Origin of the sequence: Collimonas fungivorans (assembly GCF_001584145.1) — a bacterium.
GTDB lineage: Bacteria > Pseudomonadota > Gammaproteobacteria > Burkholderiales > Burkholderiaceae_D > Collimonas > Collimonas fungivorans.
Map to the genome: position 1 here is coordinate 3506760 of NZ_CP013232.1, position 16393 is coordinate 3523152.

Annotated in this window: 13 protein-coding genes and 1 pseudogene; 6 read left to right on the forward strand and 8 right to left on the reverse strand. The window is 61.0% G+C overall.

Going from position 1 to position 16393, the window contains the following annotated elements:
* Positions 1–56: 56 nt before the first annotated feature.
* The 8 genes and pseudogenes from CFter6_RS14980 to CFter6_RS15015 form a co-directional block, all read right to left on the reverse strand.
* Positions 57–806 (reverse strand): SDR family oxidoreductase, encoded by a 750-nt coding sequence (locus tag CFter6_RS14980; protein WP_061540613.1) that lies wholly within the window; start codon positions 804–806, stop codon positions 57–59.
* Positions 807–813: 7 nt separating this feature from the next.
* Entirely contained in the window at positions 814–2061 is a 1248-nt protein-coding gene (locus tag CFter6_RS14985; RefSeq protein ID WP_061540614.1) for a phenylacetate--CoA ligase family protein, read from the reverse strand.
* 44 nt (positions 2062–2105) lie between these two features.
* Entirely contained in the window at positions 2106–2909 is an 804-nt protein-coding gene (locus CFter6_RS14990) for an ABC transporter ATP-binding protein (RefSeq protein ID WP_061540615.1), read from the reverse strand.
* A 58-nt stretch (positions 2910–2967) separates the two neighbouring features.
* On the reverse strand, positions 2968–4290 hold the full coding sequence (locus CFter6_RS14995) for an ABC transporter substrate-binding protein (RefSeq protein ID WP_061540616.1): 1323 nt from the start codon (positions 4288–4290) through the stop codon (positions 2968–2970).
* A gap of 76 nt (positions 4291–4366) precedes the next feature.
* Positions 4367–5443, reverse strand: coding sequence for a branched-chain amino acid ABC transporter permease (locus CFter6_RS15000; RefSeq protein ID WP_061540617.1), 1077 nt, complete (start codon positions 5441–5443; stop codon positions 4367–4369).
* A 41-nt stretch (positions 5444–5484) separates the two neighbouring features.
* Positions 5485–6399: a branched-chain amino acid ABC transporter permease gene (locus tag CFter6_RS15005; protein ID WP_061540618.1), complete on the reverse strand. Its 915-nt coding sequence runs from the start codon at positions 6397–6399 to the stop codon at positions 5485–5487.
* Positions 6400–6412: 13 nt separating this feature from the next.
* Positions 6413–7295, reverse strand: a pseudogene (locus CFter6_RS26835) (ABC transporter ATP-binding protein).
* A gap of 5 nt (positions 7296–7300) precedes the next feature.
* Complete coding sequence (locus tag CFter6_RS15015; protein ID WP_061540619.1) at positions 7301–9262, reverse strand: AMP-dependent synthetase/ligase; 1962 nt, start codon at positions 9260–9262, stop codon at positions 7301–7303.
* A 248-nt stretch (positions 9263–9510) separates the two neighbouring features.
* Here CFter6_RS15015 and CFter6_RS15020 point away from each other — a divergent pair, with 248 nt between their 5' ends.
* The 6 genes from CFter6_RS15020 to CFter6_RS15045 all read left to right on the forward strand — a co-directional run bounded on the left by CFter6_RS15020 (position 9511) and on the right by CFter6_RS15045 (position 16392).
* On the forward strand, positions 9511–10167 hold the full coding sequence (locus CFter6_RS15020; RefSeq protein ID WP_190275255.1) for a Crp/Fnr family transcriptional regulator: 657 nt from the start codon (positions 9511–9513) through the stop codon (positions 10165–10167).
* A 5-nt stretch (positions 10168–10172) separates the two neighbouring features.
* Positions 10173–10667 carry a DNA-deoxyinosine glycosylase gene (locus CFter6_RS15025; protein WP_061540620.1) on the forward strand — a complete coding sequence of 165 codons (495 nt, stop codon included), beginning with the start codon at positions 10173–10175 and terminating at the stop codon, positions 10665–10667.
* A gap of 106 nt (positions 10668–10773) precedes the next feature.
* Positions 10774–11610 carry a spermine/spermidine synthase domain-containing protein gene (locus tag CFter6_RS15030; RefSeq protein ID WP_061540621.1) on the forward strand — a complete coding sequence of 279 codons (837 nt, stop codon included), beginning with the start codon at positions 10774–10776 and terminating at the stop codon, positions 11608–11610.
* A gap of 78 nt (positions 11611–11688) precedes the next feature.
* Positions 11689–13470, forward strand: coding sequence for a type IV pilus assembly ATPase TfpB (gene tfpB / locus CFter6_RS15035; protein ID WP_061540622.1), 1782 nt, complete (start codon positions 11689–11691; stop codon positions 13468–13470).
* A 346-nt stretch (positions 13471–13816) separates the two neighbouring features.
* Complete coding sequence (locus CFter6_RS15040; RefSeq protein WP_061540623.1) at positions 13817–14923, forward strand: substrate-binding domain-containing protein; 1107 nt, start codon at positions 13817–13819, stop codon at positions 14921–14923.
* Between the two features lie 239 nt (positions 14924–15162).
* A complete protein-coding gene (locus tag CFter6_RS15045) occupies positions 15163–16392 on the forward strand; it encodes a 6-phosphofructokinase (RefSeq protein WP_061540624.1) in 1230 nt (409 codons plus the stop codon).
* Position 16393 lies beyond the last annotated feature (1 nt).

The window sequence follows — 16393 nt, forward strand, 5'->3', positions numbered from 1 at the left end:
GGGATTTTGCAAAAAAACCATGGTTTTCCGCCCTCGCCGCCAGCCTATCGGCAACCTCAGCGGCCGCCGGCGACATCGATGAATGCGCCGGTCGAATAAGACGCCTCGTCGGACACCAGCCACATGATCGCGCGCGCCACTTCGTCGGCGCTGCCGCCGCGCCGCATCGGCACCGTATCCTTGACCCGGTCGACCCGGCCCGGTTCGCCGCCGCTGGCGTGAATGTCGGTGTAGATCACGCCCGGCCGCACCGCGTTGACGCGGATGCCCTGGCCGGCGACTTCCTTCGCCAGGCCGACCGTCATGGCGTCGATCGCTCCCTTGGAGGCGGCGTAATCGACATATTCGCCCGGACCGCCGAGCTTGGCCGCCATCGACGACAGGTTGACGATGGAGCCGCCTTGGCCGCCGAGGCTGGTAGACATGCGCCGCACCGCTTCGCGGGCGCACAGGAAGCTGCCGACGATGTTGGTGCTGAACACGCGCTGCAAACGCGCCACGTCCATCTCTTCCACCCGCATCTGCCGCTCCAGGATTCCGGCGTTGTTGACCAGGGCGGTCAGCTTGCCGAGTTGCGCATCGACGGTCTGGAACAGGTTCAAGACATCGGCCTCGACGGCAACATCCCCGGCAACCGCCAAGGCTTCGCCGCCGGCTTTGCGGATGGTTTCGACCACCTGCTCGGCGGCGCTGCGGTTATGCACATAATTGACGCATACGGCGTAGCCGCGGGCGGCCGCCAGGTGCGCCGTGGCGGCGCCGATGCCGCGGCTGGCGCCGGTAATCACGATCACTTGTTTCGACATGCTGCCCTCATTCGTATTTGCGGGCATCCTCGATGACTTTGCCGTCATTCGGCAGGCTGCCCGGCGCGACAAATAAAACTTCGCCGCGCAGTTTGGTTATCTCGCGCAGGCTGTCCGCAATCTGTTCCGCGGCCGAGACCGGCGCATCCTGCACCTCGCAATGCAGCGTCATGACATCGTTTGCCATGGCGCCGCTGACCACCAGGCGCGCTTTCAGGACCTGCGGATGGCGCTTCAGCAGCTCGGCCAGCTGCGACGGATGGACGAACATGCCGCGCACCTTGGTCACCTGGTCGGCGCGTCCCATCCAGCCCTTGATGCGGGTATTGGTGCGGCCGCATGGCGAGACGCCTTCCAGCACCGCGGACAAGTCCCCGGTGGCGAACCGTATCAGAGGATAATCGGGGTTGAAAGAAGTCAGCACCACCTCGCCCACTTCGCCGGCGGCAACCGGGTCGCCGCTGCCGGGCCGCACGATTTCCAGGATCAGGTCCTCATCCAGGATCATACCCGGATTGAGGCGGCCGTTGCTGAGCGACTCGTAAGCGATATTGCCGACGTCGGCCGAGGCATACAATTGCAGCACATGCGGCACGCCGTTATCGTGGAACCACTGGCGCAACGATGGCGGCAAGGCTTCGGCGCTGAGCAGCGCCCGTTGCACGGTGCCGATGTCGGCGCCCATCTCGCGCGCCTTTTCGATGATGATCTTGAGGAAAGACGGCGTACCGACGTAGGCATCCGGCCGCAAGGCCGACATCGCCTGGACCTGCAGCTCGGTCTGGCCGATGCCGGCCGGGATCACGGCGCAGCCCAGCTTGCTGGCCGCGCCTTCAACCATGAAGGCGGCCGGCGTGAAATGGTAGGCAAAACAATTCTGTATCAGGTCGCCGGCGCGCAGCCCCAGGGCGCGCATCGGCCGCGCAAAACGCCACCAGTCCTGGCCGTATCCCTCGGGATCGAAAATCGCTCCGGGCGAAACATATAAACGGCGCAACTGACGGTGCGGCGTGGTGTTCAGGCCGCCGAACGGCGGCTGCTGCGCCTGCAGTTCATGCAAATCGGATTTGCGCGTAAGCGGCAATTGCGCCAGCGCGGCACGGTCGCGGATATCGCCGGCGGCTACGCCGTGCAGGATACGGGCCCAGCCGGTTGCAGCCTGCGCCCGCGCGATCAATTGCGGCAAACCGCTCATCAGATCCGCTTCGCGCTGCAATGGATGGCGTTGTTCAAGAAAATCGAGAGTGTCAGACATGGCGGACCTGTGTGCGTTGACGGAAAAACGGCGTAGCGATCAAGTCAGGCCAGCCAGCGCTTGCGGCGTCGATAGAACTTCATGTCGCGGAAATTCTTGCGTCCAGCGCCCGATACTCCCAGGTAGAACTCTTTCACATCCTCGTTGCTGGCCAGCTCGCTGGCGGCGCCTTCCATCACTACCCGGCCGTTTTCCAGGATGTAGCCGAAATCGGCGTAGCGCAGCGCCACCATGGTGTTTTGTTCTGCCAGCAGGAAAGACACGTTTTCCCTGCGGTTCAGGTCCTTGACGATCTCGAAGATCTCCTCCACCACCTGCGGCGCCAGCCCCATCGACGGCTCATCCAGCAGGATCATCGACGGCTTGGCCATCATCGCCCGGCCGATCGCCGTCATCTGCTGCTCGCCGCCGGAGGTATAACCTGACTGCGATTTACGCCGTTCTTTCAGGCGCGGGAAATAATCGTAGATCCGTTCCAGGTCGCGTTTGACCTGGATATTGCTGACCTGGCGCGTATAAGCGCCGGTCAGGAGATTCTCTTCCACCGTCAGATGGCCGAAACAATGGCGCCCTTCCATCACCTGGATCACACCGCGCCTGACCAGGTCGTTCGGCGTCAGGCGGTCGACCCGCTCGCCCTTGTATTCGATGCTGCCTTTGGTGACGTCGCCGCGCTCCGCCGACAGCAGGTTGGAGATCGCTTTCAGCGTCGTGCTTTTGCCGGCGCCGTTGGCTCCAAGCAAAGCAACGATCTTCCCTTCCGGCACCGCCAGCGACACCCCTTTCAGCACCAGGATGACGTGGTCGTAGATCACTTCGATATTGTTGATGTTGAGTGCGGTACCCATGCGTTCCTCGGCTATGCAGTAAAAAACGCCGGCGTCCGTACGGGCGCCGGCGCCGGGACTACTTCATGCAGGCGGGCGTGATGCCTTTTTCTTTTGCGTACTTCGCAGCGGAAGCCTTGAACAGCGGATGGATCAGGTTCTTGTTGCCTTCGATCCAGTCGGATACCAGGACCCACTTGCCGCCGTCCCATTGCTGGATCTTGATCTTGCCCGAACCCTCATGGTTGTCGCAGGACGTCTTGATTTCGGGCAGCAAGCCGGAAGCACCCAGCTGCTGCAGGCGCGCGTTGGTGATGTTGAGGTTTTCCAGCCCCCAGCGTACATCCTCGCCGCTCATCAACTTGCCCTTGCCGTACTTGGCCTGGGCGGTGCGTATCGCTTCCACCGTCGCCAGCGCAGCCGACACACCGCGGTTGTACAGGATCGAACCGATCTTGGCCTTGTCCTGCATGTTGCCCTTGCCGGCGCCGTACACCACCTTCTCGATATCGGCGATCAGCGGCACGCTCTTGCCGGAAACGTTCCAGGTGGCGCTCAGGTAACCCTTGGCGGCATCGCCTGCCGGCACCGTGTCTTCTTCAGAGCCGGCCCACCAGGAGCCGATGATCTTGTCGCGGGCGAATCCGACTTTCTGCGCCGCCTTCAAGGCGGTCTGGTTCATCACGCCCCAACCCCAGAAAATGACGTAGTCCGGGTTTTCCTGGCGGATTTTCAGCCACTGCGCACCCTGCTCGTTGCCGGGATGGGCCACCGGAATCTGCACCAGCTTGAACTTGCCCAATGTCGCCTCGGCTTCCAGCGCTACTATCGGTTCCTTGCCGTAGGCCGAATCGTGGTACAGGAACACGATCTTCTTGCCGGCCAGCGAACCGTTATTCTTGCTCGCCAGGTATTTGACGATTGCCGACACCTGCATCTGGTAGGTCGTCACCAGCGGAAAGGCATACGGGAACACCGAGCCGTCCACCGCATCGGTACGGCCGTAGCCGACCATCAGCAGCGGCACCTTGTCTTCCGCCGTCTTGTCGATCAGCGCATAGGCGATGCCGGTCGCCATGGCGTTGATGGCGGTGCCCTTGGTGACCGGGTTCTTGCCTTTCAGGCGTTCATAACACTCGACACCCTTGGCGTTGTTGTATTCGGTTTCGCATTCTTCCCAGGACAGCTTGACGCCGTTGATGCCGCCTTCCTTCAGGTTGACGTAGCTCAGGTAGTCGATGTAGCCGCCGTAATACGACTGGCCATTGGTGCCATAAGGACCGACCCGATAGCTGGGAATCGCGATGAATTGGTCGCTCGCCTGCGCCATTGCCGGCAAGGCCGGCGCCAGCAGGCTGGCCGCGGCCGCCATGGCAAGCATGATCCGTTTGAGGTTTTTCATTATCTTGTCTCCTTTATTGTGCTAATTACCGTGCTAATCATTGGGACTGAGTGACTGCAAAAAACTGCCGCATCGGTCAATGCGGGAATGGCCACAGGCGCAGTTTTTCCTTGGTGATCTGCCACAGGCGCGCCAGCCCGTGCGGTTCTACAATCAGGAAGAAAATGATCAGGGCGCCGAACAGCATCATCTGGATATGCGACACCGTGGCGTTGGTGAACGGCAGGTGCAGCCAGGTCGCCAGCGGCGGCAAGACGTTGTCCAGGAAAATCGGCAGCAGCAGGATGAAGGCCGAACCGAGGAAAGCGCCAAGGATGCTGCCGACGCCGCCGACGATGATCATGAACAGGATGCGGAACGACAAATCCAGCGAAAAGCCGTCCGGCTCCACCGATCCCAGGTAACAGAAAGCGTACAAGGCGCCGGCGACGCCGCAGAAAAACGAGCTGACGGCAAACGCCAGCAGCTTGGTCTGCATCAGGCGGATGCCGATCACTTCGGCCGCCACGTCCATGTCGCGCACCGCCATCCATGCGCGGCCGGTGGAAGAGCGCACCAGGTTTTTCGCCAGCAGCGCCATGACGCAGACAATCGCCAGCACAAACAGGTATTTCCTGACCGGGCTGTTGATGGCGATGCCGAACAGGTCGATCTTTTGCGCACTGATCACGCCGGAAGAACTGTCGTTGGAAAACCAGGGAAATTTGGTCAGCACCCAGATCACGAAAAATTGCGCGGCCAGCGTCGCCACTGCCAGGTAAAAACCCTTGATCCGCAACGAAGGCAGGCCGAACAGGACGCCGACCGCAGCCGCGCAGCAGCCGGCCAGGATGAAGGACAGCAGGATCGGGATGCCCTCCACCCGCAGCTGGAAATTGTAGGCAGCGTAGGCGCCCACCGCCATGAAGGCAGCCGAACCCAGGGACAGCTGGCCGGCGTAACCGGTCAGTATGTTCAGGCCCAGCGCCGCCAGCGCGAACACCAGGAAAGGAATCAGGATCGCGGAAAACCAGTACTCGCTGCCGATCAGCGGAATGCCGACAAAGGCAACCGCCAGCAGGATGGCCATGCCGATGCGGTCCTGCCGGATCGGAAATATCTGGCTATCCGCGATGTACGAGGTTTTAAACTGTCCGGCCTCACGATAAAACATGGCATTTCTCCGTTCGAATCATCTTGCAGGTTGGCAGGCCGTCACACACGATCAATATGCCGTTCGCCGAACAGCCCCTCCGGCCGCACCAGCAGGAACAGCAGCGCAAACACATACGGGAACCATCCTTCTATGCCGCCGAAATTACCGCCGAACATGTCTTGCATGACCGGCGGTATATAGATCTCGGCCAGTTTTTCGGAGACGCCGATAATCAGGCCACCGGCAATCGCTCCAGGGATCGAGGTAAAACCGCCGAGTATCAATACCGGCAAAGCCTTCAAGGCCGTCATCGTCAACGCAAACTGGACGCCGTTGCGCGAGCCCCACAGCAAACCGGCAACCAGCGCCACAAAACCGGCCACGCCCCAGACAATGACCCAGATATGGCGCAAAGGAATGCCCAGCGACAGCGCCGCCTGGTGGTCGTCCGCCACAGCCCGCAAGGCCCGCCCAACCTTTGTTTTCTGGAAGAACAGCGCCAGCAGCAGCACCAGCCCGATCACCATGCCCGAAGCAAACAGGTCGAATTTGGAGATGCCTATGCCGAAGCTGTCCATGATCGAGGCGATAGGCTCGTCGACGATGCCGAGGTTGATCGCCCGCACTTCGCTGCCGAACAGCATCGGCCCCAGTCCTTCCAGGAAAAAAGCCAGCCCTATGGTAGCCATGAACAAGGTGATCGGCGGCTGGTTGACCAGCTTGCGCAGCACCAGGCGCTCGGTCGCTACCGCCACCACCACCATTACCGCAAAGGCGCCGATGATCGCCGCCCACATCGGCCAGCCCTTGTCCATCAGGCCGACCACCGCCAGCGCCGCAAAATAGACCATGGCGCCCTGGGCGAAATTGAATACGCCGGAAGCCTTGTAGATCAGCACGAAGCCCAGCGCCACCAGCGAATACATCAGGCCCGAAAGCAAGCCGCTCAATGTCACTTCAAGGAAAAATTGCATTTGTCGTCTCCGTTCAGTGCGAGCTGCCGAGGTAGGCTTTGATGACTTCGGGATTGTTCATGACTTCGTCCGGCGTGCCGTCGCCAATCTTCTTGCCGTAGTCGAGCACCACCACCCGGTCCGAGATATCCATCACCACTCCCATGTCATGCTCGATCAGCACGATGGTGCTGCCGAACTGGTCGTTGACATCCAGGATGAAGCGGCACATGTCCTGCTTCTCCTCGACGTTCATGCGGCCATCGGTTCGTCCAGCAGCAGCATGCTTGGCTCCGCGGCCAGGGCGCGCGCCAGCTCCACGCGTTTTTGCAAACCGTAAGGCAGGCGCCCGACCGGCGTCTTGCGGATGTGCTGGATTTCCAGGAAATCGATCACCTCCTCCACCTTGCGCCGGTGCTGCATTTCCTCGTTGCGCGCCCGCCCCACCAGATGGCGTTCGCCAGCAGGCCGGAATGCATCTTTGTATTGCGGCCGGTCATGATGTTGTCGAGCACTGTCATGCCCTTGAACAAGGCGATGTTCTGGAAGGTGCGCGCAATTCCCTGCCGCGCCACTTTGCTGGGATGCATGCTGTGGCGCGGTACGCCGTGGAACACGATGCTGCCTTTTTGCGGATGGTAAACGCCGTTGATGACATTGATCATCGAACTCTTGCCGGCGCCGTTGGGACCGATAATGGCGCGGATTTCATGCTCTTTCACATTGAACGAGATATCGGTAAGCGCCTTGACGCCGCCGAACGACAGCGAAATATTCTGCAAGTCCAGCACCACTTCGCCGATGTTGCGCTCCCTGCCCATCACCTGCTGTTCCGGTTTGTGCAAGGCCGCGGCCGGCGGCGCCGGTTCTGCCGGAATGACTTCTGCCGTGGCATGTCTTTTCATGATCGCACTCATCTCAGTCAAGCCGCTTTATCGAAAGAGTTAAAAGTCCTGGCGTCGGCGATCTGCAGGTCGGCAGCGATCATTCCCTGCCGGCCGTCTTCGAACTTGACCTGGGTTTCTATGTACTGCGACCGCTTGCCGCCATACAGGGCGTCGATCAGCAAAGCGTACTTGCTTGCGATGAAATCGCGCCGCACCTTGCGGGTGCGCGTCAGCTCGTCGTCATCGGCATCCAGCTCCTTGTGCAGGATCAGGAAACGGTGGATCTGCGATGCCGCCAGCAAAGGATCTTGCACCAGGTCGGCGTTGACCTTTTCCACGCAGCCGGCGATCAGCGCGTACACCGCCTGCTGCGCGGCGAGGTCGGCATAGCTGCTGTAGGCCAGGTTGCGGCGTTCAGCCCAGTTGCCGACCGCATCCATGTCGATATTGATGAAGGCAGTGCATTGCTGGCGCTGGTTACCGAACACCACCGCTTCCTTGACGAAGGGGAAGAATTTCAGCTTGTTTTCTATGTACTTCGGCGCAAACAGGGTGCCGCCGGCCATCTTGCCCACATCCTTGGCGCGGTCGATGATTTTCAGGTGGCCGTCGCTATCGAAAAAACCGGCGTCGCCGGTGTGGAAATAGCCGTCAGCGTCGATCGCCTCCGCGGTGGCGTCAGGCCGCTTGAAATAGGATTTCATCAAGCCGGGCGAGCGCACCAGCACCTCGCCCTTGGCGTCGATATGCACCTCCACTCCCTTCATCGGCCGCCCTACCGTGTCCAGCTTGACGTCGCCGGAAGGCTGCATGCAGACGGTGACGCAGGTTTCCGTCATGCCATACAGCTGCTTCAGGTTGATCCCCAGCGAGCGGTAGAAGTCGAACAGGTCGGGGCCGATCGCTTCGCCGCCGGTATAGGCGACACGAATCCGCGACATGCCTAGCACGTTCTTCAGCGGACCATAGATCAGCAGGTTGCCGACTCCGTACAGGAGACGGTCGGCCAGCGATACGTCCGGTTTCTTGTCGAGTATGCGTATGCCGACACGCCGGGCGATGCCCATGAACCCATGGAACAGCTTGCGCTTGATCCAGCCGGCGTCTTCGATCCTGATCATCACCTGCGTCAGGATGTTTTCGTAGATGCGTGGCGGCGCGAAATAATAGGTCGGCCCGATCTCGCGCAGGTCGGTCATCACGGTATGCGGCGATTCCGGGCAGTTCAGGCAGAAGCCGGCGACATGCGCCTGCGCAAACGAATACAGGAAATCGCCGACCCAGGCCAGCGGCAGGTAACACAGCAGGTCGTCGTCCTGGTCCAGCCGGTCGAACTCGACTAGCGTCCGCGCGGTGGCGATCATCGCTGCATGCGAATGGCAGACGCCTTTCGGTTTGCCGGTGGTGCCGGAGGTATACAGGATGATGGCGATGTCGTCGGCTCGCCCGGCATCGACTTCGTTCATGAAAAAACCGGGATGCGCCAGGTCGTAGGCGCGCCCTATCTCCGCCACCTTGGCAAAGGAAGACAATTCGGGCTGGTGGTAATTGCGCAGGCCGCGTTCGTCATCGACGATGATGCGGCTGATGCGCAACAGCGCCTGCTTGATCTCGAACACCTTGTCGACCTGCTCCTGGTCTTCCACCACCACAAAATCGATTTCGGCGTCGTCCAGCACATAAGCCATGTCGGCTGCAGGGGCGTCCTGGTAGAGCGGCACCGGCATGCCGCCCAGGCACTGCGCAGCCGACATCGCCCAATACAGCCGCGGGCAGTTATTGCCGACAATCGCCAGGCTCATGCCGCGCCGGAAACCAAGCGCCGCCAGGCCGCAGGCAAAAGCCCGCACTTCGCCGGCCACGTCGGCCCAGCTGGTCGCCTGCCAGATGCCAAGGTCTTTTTCCCGGAACGCCGGCTGCTGCGGGCGTTCCTGCGCATGTTTCAGGAGCAGGTCTGGAAATGTCTGCACTCCTGGACGTCGTGTTGTCTCCACCATCGCCCCCACCTTTTTTATTTGGTCCCGCGGCATCGAAATCGAAGCCGTGCGCCTGTCAGTGTCAAGTCAGTCTGGGCCGGCATGCTTACGTCGCACTTACTATAGTGGACTGTAACAGCCGGTTATCTGCTGCTTTCGTGCGATGATAGTAGTGTGAGTCGGGAGATGGGGTTGTCATCTCGCAGACAATTGCCAAATTTTCGATATTGCAACGCATCATAATGATCAAAGAGACCTCCATCCAAGACATGCTGGCCAAGACCATGTGGGCGCGTTCGCTTACCGATGCGCAACTGGCGCGGGTGGAAGCCGAGATGTTCAGCCGCAAGATTGCCGGCGGCGCCTTTGTCTGCCACAAAGGCGATCCGGTCACCCACTGGATAGGCGTCCACGAGGGATTGCTGAAGATGAGCAGCGTTTCCCCCGAAGGTAAAACGGTGTCCTTTGCCGGCATGGCGAATGGCGGCTGGCTGGGCGAAGGCTCTTTGCTCAAGAGCGAGCCGCGCAAATACGATGTGGTGGCGCTGCGCGACAGCGAACTGCTGTACATGCCGAAAGCCACTTACCTATGGCTGCTCGACAACAGCATCCAGTTCAACCGCTTCCTGGTCACCCAGCTCAACGAACGGCTGGCGCTGTTCATCTCGCTGGTGGAGTATGACCGCATGCTGGAGCCGGACGCGCGCGTGGCGCGCTGCCTGGCGGCGCTGTTCAATCCCTACCTGAATCCCGGCATAGGCCGCGAACTGCAGATTTCCCAGGAAGAAGTCGGCAATCTTTCCGGCGCCTCGCGCCAGCGCGCCAACCAGGCGCTGCAGGTGCTGGAAAAAGCCGGGCTGCTGAAAGTCGATTACGGCAGCATCACCATCCTCGACCTGGACGGCCTGCGCCAGTTCCATTCCTGACCCTGATGACCCGCAAGCGCAGCTTTCCGCCGGTAGTCGATGAGCAGGTCCGCCTGTTGATACTGGGCAGCCTGCCGGGCAACGTATCGCTGGCGCACAGCCAGTATTATGCCCATCCGCAAAACCGCTTCTGGAAACTGCTGGCGGAAGTGGCCGGCGTCGACCTGCCGGCGCTGCCCTATGCCGACCGCTTGCAAGCCCTGCTGGCCAGGCACATAGGCTTGTGGGATGTGGTCGCCGAAGCGCAGCGCGACGGCAGCCTGGACAGTAATATCCGCGACCACGTGCATAACGACCTGCCCACCCTTGCCGCGTCGCTGCCGCAACTAACGACGATCGCCTTCAACGGCGGCACCGCCGCCAGGCTAGGACTCAAGGCGCTGGGGCCGCGGGCCGCGGACTACCGCATAATCCTGCTCCCCTCCAGCAGTCCGGCCTATACCCGGCCGTATGCGGAAAAACTGGACGCCTGGCTGGCGCTGCGGGACTGCCTGGCCTGAACGGCGACAAATTGACCGCGTCCGGTCAGACAATATTTAGCGCAAGTTGCTGCCGGGGCACGGTATCATTGCCCTACATTTTTACCCGACGCTATTTATTCCGCTAATGCTGATCAAACGCAAATCCATAGAAGCCGACGCCAACCGCATGGACGGCCCGCGCAAACGCCCTGAAGTTGCAAAAAAAGACACGCCAAAACCGCCGCGCAAACCCAAGTTTGCTCCGGTGACGCTGTCCGAACAGGACGGCGTGCGTTTCCTGCATTTCGGCACCGAGTGGGTGCAAGGCGCCATGCGGCTGCGCAAGCCGGACTGGCCGGAACTCGAATACGCGCAGCAGATGATGGCCTGGATGCTGTTCAACCCGGAACCGCAGCATATCGTGCAGCTGGGCCTGGGCACCGCGGCGCTGACCAAGTTCAGCTACCGCCAGTTTCCCGCCGCGCGCGTCACCGCGGTTGAACTGAACCCCTCGGTGCTGGCGATTTGCTCCTCCATGTTCAAGCTGCCGCCCGACGACGAGCGGCTGTCGGTGCTCGAGATGGACGCCATGGATTTTGTCATGGATCCGCTCAACCACGGCAGCATCGACGCCCTGCAGGTCGACCTGTACGACGCCACCGCGCGCGGTCCGGTGCTCGACACGCCCGAGTTCTACAGCGCATGCGCCGCCTGCCTGAAAGACGACGGTATCATGACGGTCAACCTGTTCGGCGACCATCCCAGCTATGCCAAGAACCTGAAAGCCATGATGTTTGCCTTCGACGACGTCTGGTGCCTGCCGGAAGTCCACGAAGGCAATGTGATCGCTATCGCTTTCAAGAAGGCGCCGCCGGTCGATTTCAGCGCCCTTTATGACCGCGCCGCCGAAATCACCGCCGCCACCAAGCTGCCGGCCAAGTCCTGGGTCAACGGCCTGAAGACCTGGCATTCGCCGCAGTAACGGACTAGGCTTGAAGCCATGGCATACCAGACAAACGCAGCCCAACCCGCAGTTCAACCCACCGATACTCCTGTCGCAATGAACACTGCATCGCCAAAAATACTAGACCTGCAGCAGATCTTCACCTGGCTGCTGAACGACGGCACGGTTGACAAGAACGAGGTGAAAGCCTTTTATACCCAGGCGCAGGGGATTTTCCGCAACGCCCCGATCGCGATCCACCCGCTCAATGCGGTAGCCCAGTGCAAGCGCCAATCGGCGCTGCCGCCGCATCGCGCCATCACCCTGGAATGGCTGACCGAATGGCTGGCGCGCCAGGTGCAGATGCCGTTCTACCGCATCGATCCGCTGAAGATCGATTTCGCCAAGGTGGCCGATGTGATGTCCGCCAGCTATGCCACCCGCTTTAACATCCTGCCGGTCGAACTGAGCCTGACCGACCTGGTGATCGCCACCGCCGAGCCGTTCCGCACCGAATGGCAGGCCGAAATCGCCAAGATTTCACGCCGCAATATCCGCCTGGTGATCGCCAATCCGCTCGACATCACGCAATACATCACGCAGTTCTTTACGCTGGCGAAATCGATCAAGAGCGCCCACAAATCGGGCGGCCAGGAACTGGCGCTGCGCAACAACTTCGAGCAGCTGGTCGAATTGGGCAAATCGAACAAGCAGGTCGACGCCAACGACCAGCACATCGTCAACATCGTCGACTGGCTGTGGCAGTACGCGTTCGAACAGCGCGCCTCCGACATCCACATGGAACCCAAGCGCGACTTCAGCGCCATCCGTTTCCGCATCGACGGCGTCTTGCACCAGGTGTACCAGGTGCCGGCAGTGGTCATGATCGCCATGACCGCGCGCATCAAGCTGCTGGGGCGGATGGACGTCATCGAAAAGCGCCGGCCGCAGGATGGCCGCATCAAGACCCGCACCGCCGGCGGCCAGGAAATCGAGCTGCGCTTGTCTACGCTGCCGACCGCCTTCGGCGAAAAACTGGTGATGCGGATTTTCGATCCGGAGGTGGTGGTCAAGACCTTGCCGGAACTAGGCTTTCCGGCCGACGACGCCCTGCGCTGGGACGCGCTGACCAAGCGCCCGCACGGCATCATCCTGGTGACCGGCCCGACCGGCTCCGGCAAGACCACCACCCTGTACACCACGCTCAAGGCGCTGGCTACCTCGGAAGTCAACGTCTGCTCGGTGGAAGACCCGATCGAAATGGTGGAAGCCTCGTTCAACCAGATGCAGGTCAACCATGGCATCGACCTCACCTTCGCCGATGGCGTGCGGGCCCTGATGCGGCAGGATCCGGACATCATCATGGTGGGCGAAATCCGCGACCTGGAAACCGCCGAAATGGCGATCCAGGCCGCCCTCACCGGCCATCTGGTGCTGTCGACCCTGCATACCAACGACGCGCCGTCGGCGGTGATGCGCCTGCTGGAACTGGGCGTGCCGTACTACCTGCTGGAAACCACCTTGATCGGCATCATGGCGCAACGCCTGGTGCGCACCCTGTGCACCCACTGCAAGAGCGCCGACGGCCAGGTCGCCGACGATGTCTGGGCCACGCTGGTGGAAAACTGGAACGTGCCCAAGCCGGCCAACCTCTACCATCCGGTCGGCTGCCCGGAATGCCGTCAGACCGGCTACCGCGGCCGCACCGGCTTGTACGAACTGCTGACCGTGACCCAGCCGTTCTCGAAACTGATCCAGACCGAGACCGACATCCATGCGCTGAAACAGCAAAGCATCCGCGACGGCATGAAACCGCTGCGCCTGGCCGGCGCGCTGAAGGTGCTGGAAGGCGTGACCACGGTGGAAGAAGTCTTGAAAGTGACCTCGGCGCTGACCTGAAACGGCAATCCGCCGGCATCGCTGCAATCGATAAAGGGCTGCCCGTCTGCGCGACGGGCAGCCCTTTTGTCCGTTTGCCATCGTTCCGGCTGTGCTGCTGCCGAAATTATTAAATCCGGAACTGATTTCCAATAGACAATGATTTAACCTTTGCGTAAGCTAAGGCACGCTGTTGCCGGCGTCGCTTTCCGGGCTAGTCAATTTGCTTGAAAGCGGCGTCAGCACTGGCTCAGGGAGATGTGTGTATTTTGCAATACAGGGAGTAGTCTGCAACGAATAGTTTGCAATAAAAAAGACAGGCGGGAAATCCGCTCCGACCATACGCAGTCAAATCCGGATAAAAATAATGAAATTGACACAATTTAATTTCGTCACGGTAGCACTTGTCTTCAGCCTTATCAGTTCCGCCTTCGCACAGGAAGATCCAACCCTGTTCCTGAACCGCGCCAACGCCAGGATCGCCAAGGCGATGGCCTTCAAAACCAGCTGGGACGGTCCCACCAGCGGCCCCCGAATCGCAGCGCAAAAAAAATCGATTGTACTGATCGCCTCGAACCTGAAGAACAACAGCGTCCTGCGCGTCACCAACGGCGTCAAGGAAGCTGCGGCGGTAGCGGGCTGGGACGTGTTCGTGATCGATTGCTGGGGCGTCAACAGCAAACACGCGGAAGCGTTCAGCCGGGCGCTGGCGCTGAAACCGAACGGCATCGTCCTGGCCGGCATCGACGCCAACGAACAGCCCAAGGAAATGAATGCCGCCAATACCCAGGGCGTGCCGGTGGTCGGCTGGCACGCCTCTACCAGGATAGGTCCGAGCGACGGCCTGTTTACCAATGTCACCGCCGATCCCAAGGAAGAGGCGACAATCGCGACCCTGCTGGGCGTAGTCAACTCCAACGGCAAGGCCGGGGTGGTCGTCTTCACCGACCCCAACAGCCTGTACGCCCAGTCTAAATCGAATGAAGTGGCGGCGGTGGTCAAGCAGTGCCGCAGCTGCACCCTGCTCAGCGTGGAAGCATTGCCGGCCACTACCACGGCCGACAAGATGCCGGCCCTGCTGACTGCGCTGGCGCAGCGCTTCGGCAAGAAATGGACGCACATCATCGGCGTCAACGACAACTACCTTGACCTGCTGGCGACGCCGGCCGCGGCGGCGATCATCGCCAGCAACAAGATCGAGGCGCTGTCCGCCGGCGAAGGTTCCGAATCGGCCTACCAGCGCATCCGCAGCAAGACGGTCCAGCTCTCCACCGTGCCCGAACCGTTCAGCCTGCAGGGCTGGCAAATCGTCGACGAACTGAACCGTTCGTTCTCCGGCGAGAAAGCCAGTTCCTACGCCACGCCGGCCTACCTGGTCACGGAGCAGAACATTGCATTCCATGGCGGCCAGCAAAATACCTTCGAACCGAATAACGGCTACCGCAACGAATACAAGAAAATCTGGGGGAAATAAAGCGATTGGCTGGCGCCCGCGCGATGGAGGTAGAATCGCCAGCGTAGTGCTTCGCAAATGATGAAACCACATAAGCACCGCTTTTTTGCGCCATGCGTCGTTGCAAATCCTCGCGATAGCACCACTATCGCTCCGGTTTGCGCCTAGCCTGGCACAAAAAATCGGCACTTCTGTGGCTCCCCCATTTACGAAGCACTACACTGACAGCTCCGTTCAACGATGGCTCAAGGAGGAATCCCATGCACCCCCGAAGAATCCTTATCGCGCAAGGCGGCGGCCCGACCGCCGTCATCAACCAGTCCCTGGCGGGAGTAGTGCTGGCGGCGCGCGGCGTGTCCGATGTCGACCTGGTGTACGGCGCCCGCAATGGCGTGCGCGGCATCGTCAACGAAGACTTCCTCGACCTGGGCCAGGAAACCGGCGCCAACCTGGAGCTGGTGGCGAACACCCCGTCTTCCGCGCTGGGATCGACGCGCGACAAACCCGACCTCAAGTATTGCCAGGAAATCATCCAGGTGCTGCAGGCGCACCAGATCAATCACTTCTTCTACATAGGCGGCAACGACTCCTCCGATACCCTGCGCATCCTCAGCCTGGAAGCGGAAAAACTGGCCTTTCCCCTGCGCTGCATCCATATACCGAAGACCATCGACAACGACCTGGTCAGCAACGATCACACGCCGGGTTTCCCGTCGGCCGCGCGCTTCGTGGCGCAGGCCTTCGCCGGCGCCAACCTGGATAACGCCGCCCTGCCCGGCGTCTATGTCGGTGTAGTGATGGGCCGGCATGCAGGTTTCCTGACAGCGGCGTCAGCGCTGGGCCGGAAATTTGCCGATGACGGGCCGCACCTGATCTACCTGCCGGAACGGGTCTTTGTGCTGGAAAATTTCCTGGCCGATGTGAAGCAGGCTTACCAGCGTTTCGGCCGCTGCGTGATCGCCGTCTCGGAAGGCATACACGACGCATCCGGCACGCCTATCGCCAGCCTGCTGGCGAAGACGGTGGAGCGCGACGACCATGGCAACGTGCAGCTGTCCGGCAACGGCGCCCTGGCTGACCTGCTGTGCGAAGAGATCAAGTCGAAGCTGAACATCAAGCGCGTGCGCGGCGACACCTTCGGTTACCTGCAGCGCTCCTTCATGGGTTGCGTCTCGGACGTGGACCAGCGCGAAGCGCGCGAAGTCGGCGAAAAAGCGCTGGAATTTGCAATCCACGACAAGCGCAACGGCACAGTCGCCATCAAGCGCAGCGGTGCTTATTCGATCAACTACGCGGTCAACTATGAATTGCTGGACCTGGATGTGGTGGCAGGCAAGACCCGGGTCATGGAAGACGAGCTGATCGCCGCCAGCGGCACCGACGTCACCGATGCCTTCCGGCTTTACCTGCAGCCGCTGCTGGGCTCGGGCATGCCGGACGGTTTCCGGCTGCGCTCGCCTGCCGTCGCAAAAATACGGAACGCCGGCTGAT